This is a genomic window from Bifidobacterium sp. ESL0728 (assembly GCF_029392015.1).
Lineage (GTDB): Bacteria > Actinomycetota > Actinomycetes > Actinomycetales > Bifidobacteriaceae > Bifidobacterium.
Genome location: NZ_CP113925.1, coordinates 991,557 through 1,008,285, shown reverse-complemented (window position 1 = coordinate 1,008,285; position 16,729 = coordinate 991,557). Strand labels below are relative to the sequence as shown.

The window sequence follows — 16,729 nt, the reverse complement described above, 5'->3', positions numbered from 1 at the left end:
GCGCTTAGCCTGCGCTCAAACATTCTGCTCAGGCTTTGGTGATATGCCCACCAAACTGGTTGCGCATCGCGGTGACCACACGCAGGATGTCATCGGCGCCGCCACGCGAAGCCTGACGAGTGTAAAGGCCGGCACTGATTGCCGGGGTCGGCACGCCGAGTTCGGCCGCGGCCTCGATCGTCCATTTCGCTTCGCCGGTCTCATCGGCCACCGGCGGCATGGCTTTGAGATCCGGGTCGTTTTTCATGGCACGCACCAACAAATCAAGCAACCACGAATCGACGACACTGCCTGCACGCCAGGAAGCCATGACATTGGCAGGATCGTCAATGTATTCGCTGCGTTCCATCGTCGCGAAACCTTCTCCGAATGCTTGCATCATGCCGTATTCGATGCCATTGTGCACCATCTTGGCGAAATGACCACCGCCCACGGGCCCGGCATGCACCAAGCCATCCTTGCCTTCCGGCTTCAGCGCCTCGAAAATCGGCAACGCACGCTGATATTCCTCGTCAGTGCCACCGACCATCAGTGCATATCCGCGTTCTTCACCCCAGACGCCGCCGGAAACGCCGCAATCGATATATTCGATGCCGTTCTTCGCCAGCTTTTCGGCGTTGGTCTTATCGTCGGTATATTTGCAATTGCCGCCGTTGATCACCATATCGCCGGAATCGAGCAGACCCATCAACTCGTCGAGCGTACTGTCTGTAGCCTTGCCGGCAGGCACCATGATCCAAATGGTACGCGGCGTGTCAAGCTTCGAAACGAGCTCTTTGAGACTCGCGACGTCGCGACCTGATTCGGGGCTCAGGTCATAGCCCACCACCTCGTGCCCGGCCTCGCGTATCCTTTTGGCCATATTGCCACCCATACGTCCAAGACCAATCATGCCAAGTTGCATTGTCTTCTCCTTATCAAACATATTGAACAATAAACCCTATTTATAATTCCGACGGCTTGGACATTTCTGATAAAACATCAGATAAAAAACGGACTTATCCAATCCGATATAATCCAAGCCGCGACGCGAAACCACTAGAACAGAGAACAAAAACTCCGATACCCTGCAAAGGACTTCAACACTTCATCTACGAGAACGGCATCGGCTCGTTGTGTGATGTTACACACAAAGGAATAAGCCTTATCAATGAGTACCGATATATTTTTTGGCCACTTCCAGTGCACGTCCCTCGACCTGCTGTGGGCTTCCTGAAATATCAATGTCGTATCCCGTTTCATCGCTCTGCAAAGGCTCAAGATCGGCGAACTGGCTCGGAAGCAACGAAACCGGCATGTAATGGCCCTTGCGTTGCTTCATCCTTGAACCGATCAGTTCCTCGGAACCAACCAAATGAATGAACAGCACATCAAGATTTTGACGCAACACGTCACGGTAGGCACGTTTCAAAGCGGAACAGGAAACGACAGTGGACACACCCCTTGCGTCCTTGTCGCGCATCCACTGGTTGATGGTCTTAAGCCACGGCCAGCGATCATCATCATTGAGCGGTATACCATGGCTCATCTTGTCGACGTTGGCCTTAGGGTGAAAATCGTCTCCCTCGGCCATTTCGAAACCGAATTCGTCCGCGAGGGCTTGGGCCACGGTGGTTTTCCCGCATCCTGAAACGCCCATGACGATAATGTGTGTGCTCACGACGAACCTCCTTTTGACACCTTGCTCTTACTCTAAAACATATAGTTGAGCAATCAACTGGATGTCATTATTTGCCGTGTCAGGCACCGCATGACATTCTTGATTGAATAATGCCGGATGACAGAATGTCCGTCAACCCGGCATTATCGTTGCCTTACGAGGGCAAGCCAATCATTTGGCGTGCCAACGATTACCGCCGCATCACTCGGTGCCGTCCTTGGCGATGGCTCCGGTGGCGCGGCCTATGGCGCGCAGGCCGTGGTACATGACGAGCACCGCGACGGTGCCGATGGCGATACCGTTGAACTTGACCCCACTGATGGCGAAGCCGAAGTCAGCGATGCCGATAATCATCGTGACTGCGGCGGTCATGTTGTTCAGAGGCTTGCCGAAGTCGACGTGGTTGTCGACCCAGATGCGCACACCGACCATGCCAATCATGCCGTAGAGCAGGGTGGTCACGCCGCCCAAGACGCCGGCGGGAATCGTGTTGATGATGGCGCCGAACTTCGGGCAGAGGCTCAGGATCAGGGCGAAGGCGGCGGCGCACCAGTAGGCGGCGGTGGAATAGACGCGGGTAGCGGCCATCACGCCGATGTTCTCGCCGTAGGTGGTGGTGCCGGAGCCGCCGCCGAAGCCGGCGATGGTGGTTCCCAGGCCGTCGGCGAAGAGGGCGGTGCCGATGTGGTCGTCGTAGTCGCGGCCGGTCATCTGTGCCACGGACTTGACGTGGCCGACGTTTTCGGCAATCAAGACCATGACCACCGGGATGAACATCGGCAGCACGGAAAAATCGACCTGCGGCAGGTGGAAGTGCGGGAAGCCGATCCACGCGGCCTTGCCGACCGCAGCGAAGTCGACCTGTCCACGGAAACAGGCGTAGGCATAGCCGACCAGGACGCCAAGCAGAATGTTCAGGCGGCCGAGCAGGCCCTTGAAGAGGACAGCGATGAGCAGGACGGCGACCAAGGTGACCGCAGCGGTGTCAGGGGCTTTCTGGAAGTTGTTCCAGACCGATGGGGCGAGGTTGAAGCCGATGATGGCGACGATGGCGCCGTTGACCACCGGCGGCATGATGATGTCGATCCATTTCGCGCCGGCGAAATGCACCAGGATACCGATCAGCGCCAAGAGCATGCCGGTGACCATGATGCCGAAGCTGGCCACGGCGATACCTTTGTGCGCGGTGGTGACCGCGACGATCGGGGCTATAAAACCAAATGAGCTACCCAAATAACTGGGTAGCTCATTTTTATTGATCAACAGGAACAACGCCGTCGACATCGCCGTGAAGAACAACGTCGTGGACGGATCGAAGCCCGTCAGAATCGGAACGAGGAACGTCGCGCCGAACATCGCGATGACGTGCTGGGCACCAATGCCGGCCGTGCGGCCCCACGTCATTCTCTCGTCGGGGTCGACCACCTCTCCAGGATTCAACGTCTTGCCGTCACCATGCAGTTTCCAGGTGAACATGTTGCTCATCCTTGACTCTCCTTTTGGGCATACTTCCGCCACTAATTGAAAATAGGGGATTCACCGCGCGGCTTTGATTTCGTCGCGCGCCTTGAGACATTATAGCGGCCCTCTTGACGTCGGTGTGTCGGGCCTCCCACAAGTATAACAACCTGTTCTATAAAGTAGCGACTGACGTGCTGGAGGCTGGGATATACAATGCTCAGGCACCCTCACTGGCTGAGCCGTTAAGTGGACAACACTGTGTGTTGTCCATAGGCGAAGTGAGCGCGATGTATCGAGCGCGAAGCTCAAATCTTCGATTTGAGTTAGGCCAAGCTTTACGCCTGAGCATCGCATATCCCAGCCTCCAGCACTCAACGGATTCTTGCCGTTGAAAAAACGACTTATAGGTGTGGGGTTACCGATTGGACGACGTCTACGAGGTCACCGTTAGATAGGAGGGGACGCTGGAACTCGCGCCACGGGTCCACCTTGATCGTCCAACGACCGGTGTCCTTGTCATAAACCGGTCGGGCTGTCTGCTCGTAGCGGATACGTTCGTCGGTGCGGCCGGTATGGGGGTCGCGGCGCGAATAGTGCAGGCAGGTGCAGTTGGTAATCTTCCAGTTGTCGCTGTCGGCGCGGCGCAGGAACTCTTCGTCGGAAAGGTCTTCGAGGGTCAGCATCAGTGAAAGCATGAAATCACCGTGGGTGACCGCGATGACGGATTGTGCCTCGGCTCGGCGGTTCAGTGACGTGAGCAGATTATGCGCACGGTTCTCGGCCACGTCGGCGATGGACTCGCCGGCCGGCGGACGCCAGTAGAGCGGGTCGGTCTTCTTGAACATCCAGTTGCGCTCGTAATTGTTCTTGAACACGTCCTGGGTCACGGTGCTGATCTCACCCCACGAACGTTCACGCAGCACGCGGGTCTCCTCCCACTTGGCCTTCGGCAGTGCCATGGTCGCCGCAGTCTCACGCGTGCGAACGTAAGGAGACACCAGATAGCGGTCAAAAAGCTGCTGCTGCTCGACCAGCCAACGGCCGATGCAATAGGCCTGCTTGCGTCCCGTCGCCGTCAGCCTCCACGAGCGGTCGGGAACGGTGACATTGTCCTGCGTAAAAAGCGAATTGTCGCCACGCTCGCCCGCCTTGACGATGACGTTCGCCTCCGACTCCCCGTGTCGAATCACATACAAATCCAAAGGCATACCCATATGCCAGACCTCGTTTTCGATTTTCTATCCATCAATCTTCTTTATTTACCTCAAACATTATCTCACAACGAAAAAAATCATGCCAATATTTTGACAAAACGAGCCCATTCCGGAATCATCCACCGGCCTCATGAAACCAGATGTGAGGTAAACGCGACACTGAGGAGAGAGTCACCATCACCTTTACCAGATCTCGGACATCATATAGCCAAACGCGACGATAAAGAAAAGCCAGCGACGTCTTTATCGCACCCCGGACACCACATGCGCCAAACGCGATGCTGAGATACTGCCATCGTCGCCTTTATCGCATTTCCATGAACCCATCGAAGAATCGATGGAAAGAAAGACTGATCCACGGGACAAAACACACAAACAGAAGACGCCCCTTTCCATGTTCTGCAACTTCCCCCGACGCAGAACATGAAAAGGGGCGCGAAATGAACTTTTCAGTCCATTAAAGCATTACCGCTAAAAAAATCAGCAGACCGACAGATCAGCCTTCAATGGCGATCTGGTGCTTGGCCTCGACCTTCGGTTGCGGCTGCACCTTGGCGATTTCGAGGCTCAGCGTGCCGTCCTTGTAGCTGGCGTGGATGTCGGATTCCTTGACCTCGTCGCCGACGTAGAAGCTACGGGAGCAGGTGCCGGCGTAACGTTCGCGGCGCAGCCACTTGCCTTCGTCATTCTTTTCGTCATGGTTCTCATCGCGCTTGGCGGAGACGGTCAGATAGCCGTCGTGCAGTTCAAGGCCGATATCGTCCTTGTTGAAGCCGGGCATATCGATGGAGACGTCGTATGCCTTGTCGGTCTCGCGAACATCGGTCTTCATCATGTTGGCCGAAGAAATCGGGTTGCCCATGCGGGAGCTGGAGTCTCCCCAACCGGCGAAGAACGGATCGTCGAACATATCAGAGAACGCATCATGCATCAAAGCCGGAAACATAGCCATAATCAATACTCCTAAGTATTGGAGGCAAGCCGTGACGCCCGCGGCCGGAAGCCGAACCAGCCGGTGACGAGAGGCTCCGGAACCTTGCGGCTCCAAGTCTTTATCTTGTCACTATGCTCAACCGATATTCCCGGTCCGGCTTCCCGAATTTAACCTGCAGTGAACAAAACTTGAGTCTCTTCGACTCAACTTTTGAAAATCCGTTTTTCCAAGACTAACAAAATCCGGTCAGATACGCTATAAAGTTGATCTTTCGGCAAGTAACCAAACTGCCATCGGACACAAAGAAACGGGACCCGATTGAAATTTGCCGACTCCTGCAAATCGGAACTCTCCTGTAGATTCAACCGTTCCAGACACAAAAAACGAGCCATCGCTATTCACGATGACCCGTTCTTAAAGCATCCAAGACGTTGAAGCTATTTGTGCAACCGCTTATTCACCCCTATAAGGGTAATCACGGCGCCGCTTGGCCGTGAAATCACGGACACGCTTGATTTTGTTCTGTCTGTTGAACTCGAAGACCGAAACACCGTCAAAATCGTAGGACTCGCCCTCATGCTCCTGCCCGGCAAGCGTCCAGAACACGGTAATCGAAGGCTGGCCCTCGCGACCGCGCGCATGGGTGAAATAGCCGGCCTCCCAAGTAAGCACGGTCTGACGGTCCAGCGCATCCTCAATCCAATGATGAATCTGGTTTCGGTTCTCGTAGATGTGCCCGTTGGCTTCCTCATAGACACAATCCGGAGCGAAAATCGCGTCAAGCTTGTCGAAATCTCGCGTCACCCACATGTGGAAGTAGTCGGAAATGGCACGCTCACGCTTTCGTGCCCTCGGTATTGATAACGTCACTGTCGCCATAACTATTATCATACGCTATACAAACCGTGTTATACGGCCTAAATACAGAATTTTTCCGTGAAATTTATGACACCGAAACATTTAAAGCGCAATTCGCGCTTATATACGCCCGATTATCTTTCATTATCTGACGATAACAACATCGACAATGAATCTATCACGAAAGACGACCTCCGAGATAGCCTTTCAACACCACCGCTTGGTTGCGCTCCGGGTCTTTGGCCCCGTATAGCAAAGTCACCTTTGGCTGTTTGCGGCATATCGAAAGCAGCTTGTCAACTGTCTCTGTATTACCATCCAGTTCCCTGCGATATTTAGCCGCAAACTCATCGAATTTCGCCGGGTCATGGCCGAACCATTTGCGCAGCTCGGTGGTCGGGCCTATCTCTTTAAGCCACAGATCAAGCTTCGCGTTCACCTTCGAAATACCACGCGGCCAAAGCCTGTCGACCAACACACGATAGCCGTCGCTGTCCTCGGCCGCCTCATATACCCGCTTCAATGCTATTGCCATGTTCCGCTCCTTCGACTTTTATATCCCCAGACTAGCGTAGATAGGAGCGGAAAGATAGAGAAAACAGATGCCGGCGAAAAACTCAAGATTTCTTGACGCAAGGCATCAAAACGTTCAAAGTAAAAGCCGAAACCGTCAGTTCATCAGGAAATCAAGAACGTTCATGCCGGCGTCGGTTTCGGCACGATAGAGCTCGGTATAGCCGCATTGCGTGCAGCTGACGGTGATGAACTTCTTGTTCTGCACATTGAACAGCTTGGCGAATTCCCCGCCCGTCGCCTGGAATTGGTCGGAAGTGTAGGTCCGGCAACCGCATTTCTCACATACGTACTGTTTCTGCTCCATCGGTGGGCCTTCCTTCTCTTGGGTGAGACAATGACTGTCCACTCAATTTAACCATAATCCCGAGGCAGAAAATACGACTATATATAAGGAAATATATATTTTTATTAAAACGGCCCTGTTCCGGAGATGTTGTGGTGAAAGGTATTGCACTCTAAAACGATCCAAGTTATACCGTCTATAACGGTTATCGACGAATGACGAATGATTCTTTTGAACGCATTTTAGAAGTGAGAAGCGCCACCACGAACATGGTGTTGCGGCGCTTCTCACTGAATCCCAATATCCGGAACACTTCAGTTTCGGATTGCTTTTGGAGAGGCTTCAGATCAAAACCTCGTCAATCGGCTTGTCGCCGTCATAGAAGTCGATGGTCTTGCGCTTGGCGACGTCGGCACTGAGGACGCGGGCGATGACTGCCGCGACGTTGCCACGCGAGGTCTTGCGCTGATCGTTGGTCGCAGGCTTGCCGTCGATCATCGTATGGTCGTCGGTCAGGACGATCTTGTCGGTTTCCGGCTCAAGCGTCAACATGCCCGGACCCAAAATCGTGTATTCGAGGGAAGAGTCACGCAAATGGGCGTCAGCATCGTGCTTGGACTGCGCATACGTGATGAACGACTCGGGCCAGCCCATCTCCTGCGGGTCGCGGTCGGCCGTATCATAGGAAACCATCACGAAACGACGTACGCCAGCCTTCTCGGCGGCATCAATGGCGTTGACCGCGGCCTGATAATCCACGGCATGGGTGCGATCGTCATCCCCACCGCCGGCACCAGCCGAGAATACGACGGCTACGGCGCCTTCGAACAAACCCACAAAGCTGTCGACATTGGCATGTTCCATATCGAAGACCACCGGATTCGCGCCGGCCTTGCGCACGTCATCGGACTGTGCCGGGTTGCGGATGACCGCGTCAATCGCGAAACCCGCTTCCTTCAGTTTCGGCTCGGCGAGCAGCGCCACCTTGCCATGCCCACCCAAAATCACCACTCGTCGCTGATCAGCCATATCGATTCCTTTCGAAAAGTTTAACGTCCATCGTTATTGATGAACCATCACCTTCATTATCATGCCACAAAACCGATTTACGCGGACAGAGCGAATAATTGACTGCGAAATTTCAGAATTTAAAGCTCCGCCAGCTGCTCTTGGGCGTGTTCGAACCTTGATTCCATAACCGAAACGGAACGACTATCGATGTGTCGCAATCTGGCTCTCGGAATGGCCTGCTTCATAACAGAACCCAGAGTTCCCGCGTAATCCCGCGATTCCTGCCGCGAAATGCCAAACAGATCCAATGCCTCATCGCTCGTCAATGCCGTGCCGTTCACATGCTCATCGCCAAAAAGCGCAAGCTGATGCCGGTCATCCGCCTCACCCTGATAAGGTTCGGGATTCAAATCGAACGCGGGCGAAAGCTGCCAATCCTTCGGTGAACGCAGAAAACCGTGGTTGCGCAAATGATCGTCAAGATTACCGATGACCGCGCCGAACATGGCACGTTGCCAAAGCTGGCGGGTATCGACACCGATCTGACGCGCGAACTCGACCAAGTCCAGCCAATCGCCGCCTTCCCCGTCTTTCGCCTCTAGAGCCGTCATGGCGGAAATATAGGGAATCCGCTGTAACTTCTCAGGCTGAGTGCCCTCGCCACGATCAAAACGTTTGGTCAGAAGAACCGTCCGCTGCTGATTGTTCGAATCCTTGATGTTCGCGACACGATGCTCTGGCACATCAATTCCGGCCTGCTCGGCAAGTTCCAACGTCACCGCTTCCCAACCGATGACGTCCCAATCGTCACCGTCAGGCTTCGGGAATTTGGCCAGCCACAGGGCGTTACGATCGAACACCGATGCCTTCGGGCGGGCACCACCCAGTGAACCCGTTGCGCGATAGAGCCTACGCAAGGCGGTATCGTCGACTTCCCGATTCTCCTCGACCGCATCGGCTGTGTCCAGCAATCCCGACAAATCCGTGAGCACCGGAACACCTTCATTGCCCGCGAGCGCTTTTCCGTCCGAAAAAAATCTGACCGCACCCTGACGGGTCACGTCATTGACGCCCAATAGATATTCGGACTCCGGCAGATTGCGGCGCTTACGGTTGCGCTCAAGCAGTTTTCTTCCCCACCGATCGGGAGCCGCATCAGAAAACGGGCCCAAACCAGCGAAAACGAATGGTGAAAGTGAACGAGGAAGGCTGGGAGCAAGGTCGAATGAGTCTGGATTGTCAACATAATCAGAGCTGTATCTGAAGGTGGAGCTGGGGCCGTTGAAATACAGCGTCCCGGCAGTCAGCTCTTTGCCGTTCCCAACTGTGGTAAGGACTTCAACTTGTTGCTGACTCATAGCTTCCACCTCCGTTCTCTTCGCGTATTGACCGATTTATTCAACTGCTATTGCACGTTGCTACAACAAGACAACTACCAGTCTAATGGGCCTTCGTCTATATTCGGAAATAAATCCTGATTCCTGCATCTGCCTTGCAAAATTCTAAACCTCCCCATTAAAACAATTGTGTCCTGATTACTTCTACGGCTAGGGAAATATAAATTCTTTAATTCTTTTATTTGGAATATTTCCTATGCATATCTCACAGACTTGGTCGAAACGTGGTTTCTTATTATTGCCATTTAAAAACTTATTCCAGTTAGCGCACTCGTTTTGGCAGAATCTGGGTGGCGCGAACCATGCCCAAGTCATGCGAATACGGGTCAGCGGCCTTGACCATGTAATCGGCCAGCTGAAGTATGCGGGCAACGGTAATCAGCGCATCAGAGCGTACCGGCCTCCCATGCTCAAGATTGGTCACAGTAGTTTCGCTAATCCCCGCACGCTTGGCCACATCACTGACCCGCAGCCCCAGCAGCTTACGCTGCGTCGCAAAATGTTCCCCGATAATCCGCAAGTCTCGTTTCGTGGTAGTAGGCGTATATTTCATTGTTCATCAACCAATTTAAGCATTAGCATTCTATAGTTTAAGTTGATTATACTACAGAAAAATAATGATTAAGTATAAAGAAAATTTACACATTCTCTTCCTGTGTTTTTGAAGTTTTTGACCGTCATTTAGATTACAATTTTAACCATAATACGAAGATGATTAGAAAAACGCAAAGGAGCAATATGGAAAATTACGATCCAATCCACGTCTTTGATTTGTTGAATATATCAGATGAAGAATTGAAAGAATATGAAGTTCGTCTTAATCAAACAGGATCTTGGTTCAATGTAGTCGACCAATATTATTTTGATAAAGAATATCTTCTTGACTGGGCTTTTACGAGGAAATGGCCCAACAAGAAAGCAGTCGGCCAGTTGCACGCACACAAAGTCCTTCAATTCATTCAACTGGATCCAGACAATCGTGAAAAATGGCTTTTCATTGGAGCCTTTGAAGTTGGAGAAATCAAAAATCACAAAGCCGGTGACACAGAAATTTATAACAGGAATGAGATAGAAAGGCTTAAACCGTATGATGCGCGTCTCGTAGTTAAATACAAGAAAAGGCCAGGGGATACTCAATTCATCAATAATCTCGCCAAAGATAATATTCGGCAACGCTTTATAGACACTATGACCGTAGAAAAGATCAGCGAATCTCCCGTTTCCGCAAAGCCATTCCCCGGATTTCATAATGTCAGACTGTCGTTCGAAGAGCTGAAAGCCGCAATAAATAATGAAGAATGGCAAGGAGCGTTAAAAGGCATTAAAGCAGTCTATTTACAAACAGACAAGCGGACTGGATATCACTATGTCGGCTCCGCCTATGCTGAAAACAGCGCAGATAAGGGGCTATTGCATCGCTGGGAAGAATATGTAGATGGCGATCATACAGGAGGAAACAAGCAGCTAAAAAAGCTCGTCGCCAATCAGCCAGAAGGTAAAAAATACATAGAAGATAACTTCCAATATTCAATACTTGACATTTTTGACTCAAAAACAAGTGACCAACAAGTCATTGACCGTGAACATTGGTGGATGGAAACATTGAGTTCAATCTATAACGAAAATGACGAATGCCCTCATGGCTATAACACCGGAAGTGACGATAACGAAATATAAACAACTCTCATTCTTGTGATAGTTATTTGGTCAAGTTGGTGGCATTGGTTTGTGAACCCAGTACCACCAACTCAATAAAACAAAGTCAAGCAGAGACTAACTCACCTTGAGAGTCATATTTGTAAGAATGCTCGTATAAGTAAGTCGGAGAAATATTGACGCTGCCGTTTTGCCACATCGGGATGCCATGCACGACCTTGACGTTTTCAAACACTTTATCATCGCGCAACGGTTCGAAAGCGGGAATCTTGTCGAACAGCTCTGTGAAATCGCATAGCCGCGTTTCCCCAGTAGAGAACGTAATCAGCATGATATGGTCGTCAGTCACGCGCATGGACTTAATCATTAACTCTTCAATGGAGGTATCCGCATATATAATGCCATTTTTCTTCATGCATAAGATATCTCCTGCAGTTAATTGTACAATTGAACCGATTAGTTTCAGAATAACAAGAGTGTTTCGACACTTATAAAAATACCGAACCACTCTTAAAAATCAGACTATTGTCAGCTCACACGTTGAACTTGAAGTCTACGATGTCGCCGTCTTGCATCACGTAGTCGCGGCCCTCCTGACGGAGCTTGCCTTCCTCCTTGATCTCGTTCATGCTGCCGTTGGCGGCGACGAAATCGTCGTAGGAGACGATGTCGGCCTTGATGAAGCCACGCTCGAAATCGCTGTGGATGACGCCGGCGGCCTGCGGGGCGGTCCAACCTTGATGAATCTGCCAGGCGCGCACCTCCTTGACACCGGCGGTGAGGAAAGTCTGCAGGCCAAGCACGTCAAAACCGACACGAGCCAGCTGGTCGAGGCCGGATTCCTTCAAGCCGGCATCGGTGAGCATCTCGCGAGCATCGGCCTCGTCAAGGTCGGTGAGATCGGACTCGAACTGGGCATTGAGGAAAATCGACTGCGCAGGAGCTACGGAATCGGCAAGCTGCTTCTGGAAATCCTTGTCATTGAGCTCATTGTCATCGACGTTAAAAACGTAGATGAACGGCTTGGCGGTCATCAGATGCAGGTCGTAGATGTCGGCCTTGTCGATCTTGCCGGCGGAAGCGGCGTGGTCGATGGTCTCTCCCTCGCTCAGAATGGACTGCGCCTTCTTGACCGCGTCCATGTATTCCTGGGTGACCTTCTTGCCACGCAGCTCCTTCTCGAGCTTCGGCAGCGCGTTCTCGATGGTCTGCAGGTCGGCGAGCATCAACTCGGTGTTGATGGTGTCGATATCATCGGACGGGTCGACCTTGCCGTTGACGTGAACGATATCGTCGTCCTTGAAAGCGCGCACGACCTCGCAGATCGCGTCGGCCTCGCGGATGTTGGCCAGGAACTTGTTGCCCAATCCCTCGCCCTCGGAGGCGCCCTTGACAATGCCGGCGATGTCGACGAAGGTGACGGTGGCCGGCACGATCTTCTCGGTACCAACCAGCTTGGCGAGCATGGGAAGACGCTTGTCGGGCAACGGCACGATGCCGGTGTTCGGCTCGATGGTGGCGAACGGGTAGTTTTCCGCAAGCACGTTGTTGCGGGTCAGGGCATTGAACATGGTGGACTTGCCGACATTCGGCAGACCGACGATTCCGATAGTTAAAGACATACTTCAAGTCTAGCGGCAAAGCGGACGAAAGCGATTCGCTCCACACAGTACGCGAACGCCCAGTTTGCCAAAAGATAGCTCCACGCTTCAAGGGCAGGAACCGCAACGCTATCCGATTCCTGACGGTTCTAATGAACAATCTCACCGAGTGAATCAGAGCAGTCAACGGCCATCGGAGTTGCGAACCATCCAATCGTATCAGGTAAACAATCGAATCGACTCATGCCGTGAACGGCTCAATGTACGATTGAGCCGAACATATAAATAAGCCCGACGACAACGAGCATCACAAATTATTCGTTTTCGATTGTAATGGAACATTGACAACGCCGACCGCCGCCGACATGCTGATTAAAGCAAGCTGAGTCGATTGAGACAAGACAGCTTCCAAGCCATTCATTCGAAGATTCGGCAACAAGAACCGGGCCATCAGTCTCTATCGGAATCGAAGTGATAGCTTATTAGAATAGAAATCAATCGTTATCGACGAGCAACGGCAGCATCACCGACGACAGAAGAACACAGACGAAGAAATATGCCACTTTCAGCAGGCGGGAACGCATCATGAAACATCACGACAAGAAAGGCTCCAACGCGCAACGCCTTCACAAACCAACAGCATCTTCCTCAACACCACACGATCCAGAGATCGTAGTTCCACAACGCCGACACCGATTTTCACGTATCCCCACCCGAATAGTCAGCGTGTGCGTCATCGTGGCTCTCCTCATCGCAGCATCATACGGGACATGGGCGCTAATCCTCCACCCCAAAGCAACGCCACCGAGTAAAACCGCCAAAGCCAGCGTCCAACAATTTGCGTACAGCAGCTCCTCACTTTTTCTTACCGGCCAAGACTTGTCTGACGACAAAGGCAATACCAACTATTCCCCCGCCTCGATGTGGACGGCACTTTCCATGGCCGAACAGGGAGCTGCCGGCACTACGAAAAACGAAATGCAGGCTGCCCTCAACGACGATAAACAGCCCAACACAGACGATTATCATTCACTCATGCTCTCCATCAACGGCAGACGTCATGGCAAATCAAAGATGCAGACCGACAATTCGATATGGATTCAGAAAGGACATTCCCTCGACAAGGATTTCAAGAAGGATATGAAACATGGCTTCGACGCTGAGATGAAAACGGTCTCAGGCGATGCCTCTGGGCAAATGAGCTCATGGGTGGATAGGAAAACTCACGGGATTCTCAAGCCTAATTTCACTCCTGACGACGCAATCCTGACGCTCCTCAACACCGTGTATGCAAACGGGAAATGGCAAGACCCATTCGACGCGGACAACACATCCGACCAACCGTTCCATGGAGAGAAAGGAGACTCGAAGGTCTCCATGATGGGCCAGAGCGGAACGATGGATATGGCCAGAGGCAAAGGGTTCAGGCGCCTCGACAAAGCATTCGACGACGGATCAAAACTGAAAATCGTGCTACCCGACCAAAAAACAGCGGCAAACGACCTGGCAGGAAAAACCGACTCGCTACGCGCCATGTTCAACGCGAAAAGCGAACCAACCGAAGTCGATCTCAGTCTTCCGAAGTTCAAGATAGCCAATACGTTCGAGGATTCAATATCAATTTTAAAAAAGCTCGGCATTCGTTCCGCTTTCAACCCATCACGCGCGAATTTTTCCAAAATGACCAACAACCAAGAGCCCCTCTACATCGGTCAAATCATCCAAGGCACCAGCATTGACGTGAGCGAAACCGGCGTCAAAGCTGCCGCATACACCAAAATCGATAAGACCACCGCGCCAAATCCAGGAATAGACAAATCTGAACCATTCATTGTTGACCATCCGTTCCTCTATGAATACGACACGCCTGACGGAGTCCCACTGTTCATCGGAATCGTACGAAATCTGTAACCAGCCGATCAACGAGGAAACAAATCAATGAACCGAATACGGCATCATGGTGGCTATCGGTGGACAATACTCATCATTTGTCCTGAAAATCTCCTATAGTTTCACCTATTCATTAATCGTAGAAGAGGTCGCTGAATCCATCAGTAACCGGCATAAGACGATACCGCGTCCATGAGTGCCGGCAAAAGGGGATTCAGCCGAAACAGCTGGCGATGGTATACGCCAGAGGTTGGGTCCGGATCGAACAAATCCGGGACTGTCACGGTCCGGAAGTCAGGGCCGTGGAGAGCTGTCGATGAATTGCATTGGTGGTATCTCGCGATGATGCGTAGCCGATCACATGGAACCGCATTGTTACGTAGAGTCCACTTCATCGGACTTCTTCCTCAATAGAGAGAGGAAATATGTCGGCGAAAACCGGGCATAGCAATACGGGTACCGCGCCTTCGGACCGGCCCGCAGGAATCAAAGAAGCATCCATCCACCCCATCCCCACCAAATCCAACGGGGTGCAGCGCAACTTGAAGACGCGTCACGTCTCGATGATCGCCCTTGGCGGATGCATCGGCACAGGTCTGTTCATGACCTCGGGCTCCACCATCTCCAAGGCCGGCCCCGGCGGCGGGCTCGTCGCTTACATCGCCATGGGCATCATGGTCTACTTTTTGATGACAAGCCTCGGCGAGCTGGCCACCAACCAGCCGGTTTCGGGCTCCTTCGCCACCTACAACGCCAAATACGTCGATCCGGCGCTCGGCTTCGCGATGGGCTGGAACTATTGGTTCAATTGGGCCATCACCGTCGCCGTCGACATCTCCACCGCCGCGCTGCTCATCCAATACTGGCTGCCGCATACCCCCGGCTGGGTCTGGAGCATGCTGGTGCTGGCGGTCATCTTCCTGATCAACGCACTGACGGTCTCGGCATTCGGCGAGACGGAATACTGGCTTTCGCTGATCAAAGTGGTCACCGTCATCATCTTCCTGATCCTCGGCTTCTGCATGATCTTCGGCATCATGTTCCATCCGGCGGTCGGCTTCAGCAATTTCACCTATAAGGACGCCCCGTTCGTCGGCGGCTTCCCTGCGATCCTGAGTGTCTTCCTCATCGCAGGCTTCTCCTTCCAAGGCACCGAGCTCATCGGCGTGACCGCCGGTGAATCCGAGGATCCGGAACACGCGGTACCGAAGGCCATCCGCAGCGTCTTCTGGCGCCTGCTGATCTTCTACATGCTCTCCATCTTCGTCATCGCGGCGATCATCCCCTACACCAGCCCGAACCTGCTTTCGGCGGCCAACGGCGATATCGCCATGTCCCCGTTCACGCTGGTGTTCAAGAGGGCCGGTCTCGCGGCCGCGGCCAGCGTCATGAACGTCATCGTGCTCACAGCGGTGCTGTCTTCGGCCAACTCCGGCATGTACGCCTCCACCCGCATGCTCTACTCGCTGGCGGAGGAAGGCTACGCCCCGAAGATTTTCGGACGGACCACCAAACATGGCATTCCGATGGCCTCGCTGATCGTGACCACCATCATCTCCCTGGCCACATTCGGTTCCTCCATTTTCGGCGAGAAAATCTACATGTGGCTGGTCGCCGCTTCCGGCCTGACCGGTTTCATCGCCTGGGTCGGCATCGCCATCAGCCACTTCCGCTTCCGCCGCGCCTTCATCCGTCAGGGCCACAAGGTCTCGGAACTCAAGTACCATGCCAAGCTCTTCCCGCTGGGCCCAATCCTCGCGCTTATCCTGTGCATCATCGTCATCGGCGGGCAGAACATTGACGCGTTCATCCATTGGGATTGGCAGCAGATCGGTATCACCTACATCGGCCTGCCGCTGGTGCTCATCCTCTATTTCGGTTACAAGATCAAGAACCACACCCACATCATTCCGCTGGACGAAGTGGACGTCTCCCCTTCCGACCTGTCCAAGGAGCACCAAGGAGCAGAGGCCTAAGCCAAGGCTTCTAGGCGTTCCATCTAGCAGATAGGGCATCCGACGAATCAAAACGTCGGATGCCCTATTGTTTTCCAATGTTGCCAATTTTGTCAGACATAGGCAACATTTGTCACAATAACGAAGCGGACGGTTTCCGTTATCGTCGATACCGTAACTTGACGCACTGGCAAGCCAACAAAAATCAGCACGTCAACAAGGCAGCATTCCGA

Annotated in this window: 16 protein-coding genes and 1 riboswitch; of the genes, 3 read left to right on the top strand and 13 right to left on the bottom strand. The window is 52.8% G+C overall.

Features of this window, described 5'->3' with window-relative positions:
* Positions 1-28: 28 nt before the first annotated feature.
* The 11 genes from gnd to OZX67_RS03640 all read right to left on the bottom strand — a co-directional run bounded on the left by gnd (position 29) and on the right by OZX67_RS03640 (position 9,947).
* Positions 29-904 (bottom strand): phosphogluconate dehydrogenase (NAD(+)-dependent, decarboxylating), encoded by an 876-nt coding sequence (gene gnd, locus OZX67_RS03690; protein ID WP_277144298.1) that lies wholly within the window; start codon positions 902-904, stop codon positions 29-31.
* A 243-nt stretch (positions 905-1,147) separates the two neighbouring features.
* On the bottom strand, positions 1,148-1,660 hold the full coding sequence (locus OZX67_RS03685; protein WP_277144296.1) for a gluconokinase: 513 nt from the start codon (positions 1,658-1,660) through the stop codon (positions 1,148-1,150).
* Positions 1,661-1,861: 201 nt separating this feature from the next.
* A complete protein-coding gene (locus OZX67_RS03680) occupies positions 1,862-3,145 on the bottom strand; it encodes a solute carrier family 23 protein (protein WP_277144294.1) in 1,284 nt (427 codons plus the stop codon).
* Positions 3,146-3,522: 377 nt separating this feature from the next.
* The gene (locus OZX67_RS03675) at positions 3,523-4,335 is read right to left on the bottom strand and encodes a histidine phosphatase family protein (protein ID WP_277144291.1); all 813 of its coding nucleotides are present in this window, start codon (positions 4,333-4,335) and stop codon (positions 3,523-3,525) included.
* A 496-nt stretch (positions 4,336-4,831) separates the two neighbouring features.
* A complete protein-coding gene (locus OZX67_RS03670) occupies positions 4,832-5,287 on the bottom strand; it encodes an Hsp20/alpha crystallin family protein (protein WP_277144289.1) in 456 nt (151 codons plus the stop codon).
* A gap of 435 nt (positions 5,288-5,722) precedes the next feature.
* Positions 5,723-6,148, bottom strand: coding sequence for a nuclear transport factor 2 family protein (locus OZX67_RS03665; RefSeq protein ID WP_277144288.1), 426 nt, complete (start codon positions 6,146-6,148; stop codon positions 5,723-5,725).
* A gap of 157 nt (positions 6,149-6,305) precedes the next feature.
* A complete protein-coding gene (locus tag OZX67_RS03660; protein ID WP_277144286.1) occupies positions 6,306-6,662 on the bottom strand; it encodes a DUF488 domain-containing protein in 357 nt (118 codons plus the stop codon).
* 135 nt (positions 6,663-6,797) lie between these two features.
* Complete coding sequence (locus tag OZX67_RS03655) at positions 6,798-7,007, bottom strand: zinc ribbon domain-containing protein (RefSeq protein ID WP_277144284.1); 210 nt, start codon at positions 7,005-7,007, stop codon at positions 6,798-6,800.
* A gap of 321 nt (positions 7,008-7,328) precedes the next feature.
* A complete protein-coding gene (locus OZX67_RS03650; RefSeq protein ID WP_277144282.1) occupies positions 7,329-8,015 on the bottom strand; it encodes an SDR family oxidoreductase in 687 nt (228 codons plus the stop codon).
* Positions 8,016-8,134: 119 nt separating this feature from the next.
* Positions 8,135-9,355 (bottom strand): type II toxin-antitoxin system HipA family toxin, encoded by a 1,221-nt coding sequence (locus OZX67_RS03645; protein ID WP_277144280.1) that lies wholly within the window; start codon positions 9,353-9,355, stop codon positions 8,135-8,137.
* Positions 9,356-9,656: 301 nt separating this feature from the next.
* A complete protein-coding gene (locus tag OZX67_RS03640; RefSeq protein ID WP_277144278.1) occupies positions 9,657-9,947 on the bottom strand; it encodes a helix-turn-helix transcriptional regulator in 291 nt (96 codons plus the stop codon).
* 185 nt (positions 9,948-10,132) lie between these two features.
* Between OZX67_RS03640 and OZX67_RS03635 the strand changes: the two genes are divergently transcribed.
* Positions 10,133-11,071 (top strand): GIY-YIG nuclease family protein, encoded by a 939-nt coding sequence (locus tag OZX67_RS03635; RefSeq protein WP_277144276.1) that lies wholly within the window; start codon positions 10,133-10,135, stop codon positions 11,069-11,071.
* A gap of 85 nt (positions 11,072-11,156) precedes the next feature.
* On the opposite strand, the gene OZX67_RS03630 is transcribed toward OZX67_RS03635, so the two are convergent.
* The gene (locus OZX67_RS03630; RefSeq protein ID WP_277144273.1) at positions 11,157-11,465 is read right to left on the bottom strand and encodes a DUF2442 domain-containing protein; all 309 of its coding nucleotides are present in this window, start codon (positions 11,463-11,465) and stop codon (positions 11,157-11,159) included.
* A gap of 118 nt (positions 11,466-11,583) precedes the next feature.
* Positions 11,584-12,672: a redox-regulated ATPase YchF gene (ychF, locus tag OZX67_RS03625; RefSeq protein WP_277144271.1), complete on the bottom strand. Its 1,089-nt coding sequence runs from the start codon at positions 12,670-12,672 to the stop codon at positions 11,584-11,586.
* Positions 12,673-13,236: 564 nt separating this feature from the next.
* On the opposite strand from ychF, the gene OZX67_RS03620 reads away from it, so the two are divergent.
* Both OZX67_RS03620 and OZX67_RS03615 read left to right on the top strand, forming a co-directional pair.
* On the top strand, positions 13,237-14,562 hold the full coding sequence (locus OZX67_RS03620) for a serpin family protein (protein ID WP_277144269.1): 1,326 nt from the start codon (positions 13,237-13,239) through the stop codon (positions 14,560-14,562).
* 114 nt (positions 14,563-14,676) lie between these two features.
* A riboswitch (Lysine riboswitch) is annotated at positions 14,677-14,862 on the top strand.
* Between the two features lie 104 nt (positions 14,863-14,966).
* On the top strand, positions 14,967-16,517 hold the full coding sequence (locus OZX67_RS03615) for an amino acid permease (protein WP_277144267.1): 1,551 nt from the start codon (positions 14,967-14,969) through the stop codon (positions 16,515-16,517).
* Positions 16,518-16,729 lie beyond the last annotated feature (212 nt).

What these genes read in the sequence shown, in the direction of transcription:
- gnd (WP_277144298.1), bottom strand. Translation starts at nt 904, where the DNA reads ATGCAACTTGGCATGATTGGTCTTGGACGTATGGGTGGCAATATGGCC.
- OZX67_RS03680 (WP_277144294.1), bottom strand. Translation starts at nt 3,145, where the DNA reads ATGAGCAACATGTTCACCTGGAAACTGCATGGTGACGGCAAGACGTTG.
- OZX67_RS03675 (WP_277144291.1), bottom strand. Translation starts at nt 4,335, where the DNA reads ATGGGTATGCCTTTGGATTTGTATGTGATTCGACACGGGGAGTCGGAG.
- OZX67_RS03670 (WP_277144289.1), bottom strand. Translation starts at nt 5,287, where the DNA reads ATGGCTATGTTTCCGGCTTTGATGCATGATGCGTTCTCTGATATGTTC.
- OZX67_RS03665 (WP_277144288.1), bottom strand. Translation starts at nt 6,148, where the DNA reads ATGGCGACAGTGACGTTATCAATACCGAGGGCACGAAAGCGTGAGCGT.
- OZX67_RS03660 (WP_277144286.1), bottom strand. Translation starts at nt 6,662, where the DNA reads ATGGCAATAGCATTGAAGCGGGTATATGAGGCGGCCGAGGACAGCGAC.
- OZX67_RS03655 (WP_277144284.1), bottom strand. Translation starts at nt 7,007, where the DNA reads ATGGAGCAGAAACAGTACGTATGTGAGAAATGCGGTTGCCGGACCTAC.
- OZX67_RS03650 (WP_277144282.1), bottom strand. Translation starts at nt 8,015, where the DNA reads ATGGCTGATCAGCGACGAGTGGTGATTTTGGGTGGGCATGGCAAGGTG.
- OZX67_RS03645 (WP_277144280.1), bottom strand. Translation starts at nt 9,355, where the DNA reads ATGAGTCAGCAACAAGTTGAAGTCCTTACCACAGTTGGGAACGGCAAA.
- OZX67_RS03640 (WP_277144278.1), bottom strand. Translation starts at nt 9,947, where the DNA reads ATGAAATATACGCCTACTACCACGAAACGAGACTTGCGGATTATCGGG.
- OZX67_RS03635 (WP_277144276.1), top strand. Translation starts at nt 10,133, where the DNA reads ATGGAAAATTACGATCCAATCCACGTCTTTGATTTGTTGAATATATCA.
- OZX67_RS03630 (WP_277144273.1), bottom strand. Translation starts at nt 11,465, where the DNA reads ATGAAGAAAAATGGCATTATATATGCGGATACCTCCATTGAAGAGTTA.
- ychF (WP_277144271.1), bottom strand. Translation starts at nt 12,672, where the DNA reads ATGTCTTTAACTATCGGAATCGTCGGTCTGCCGAATGTCGGCAAGTCC.
- OZX67_RS03620 (WP_277144269.1), top strand. Translation starts at nt 13,237, where the DNA reads ATGAAACATCACGACAAGAAAGGCTCCAACGCGCAACGCCTTCACAAA.
- OZX67_RS03615 (WP_277144267.1), top strand. Translation starts at nt 14,967, where the DNA reads ATGTCGGCGAAAACCGGGCATAGCAATACGGGTACCGCGCCTTCGGAC.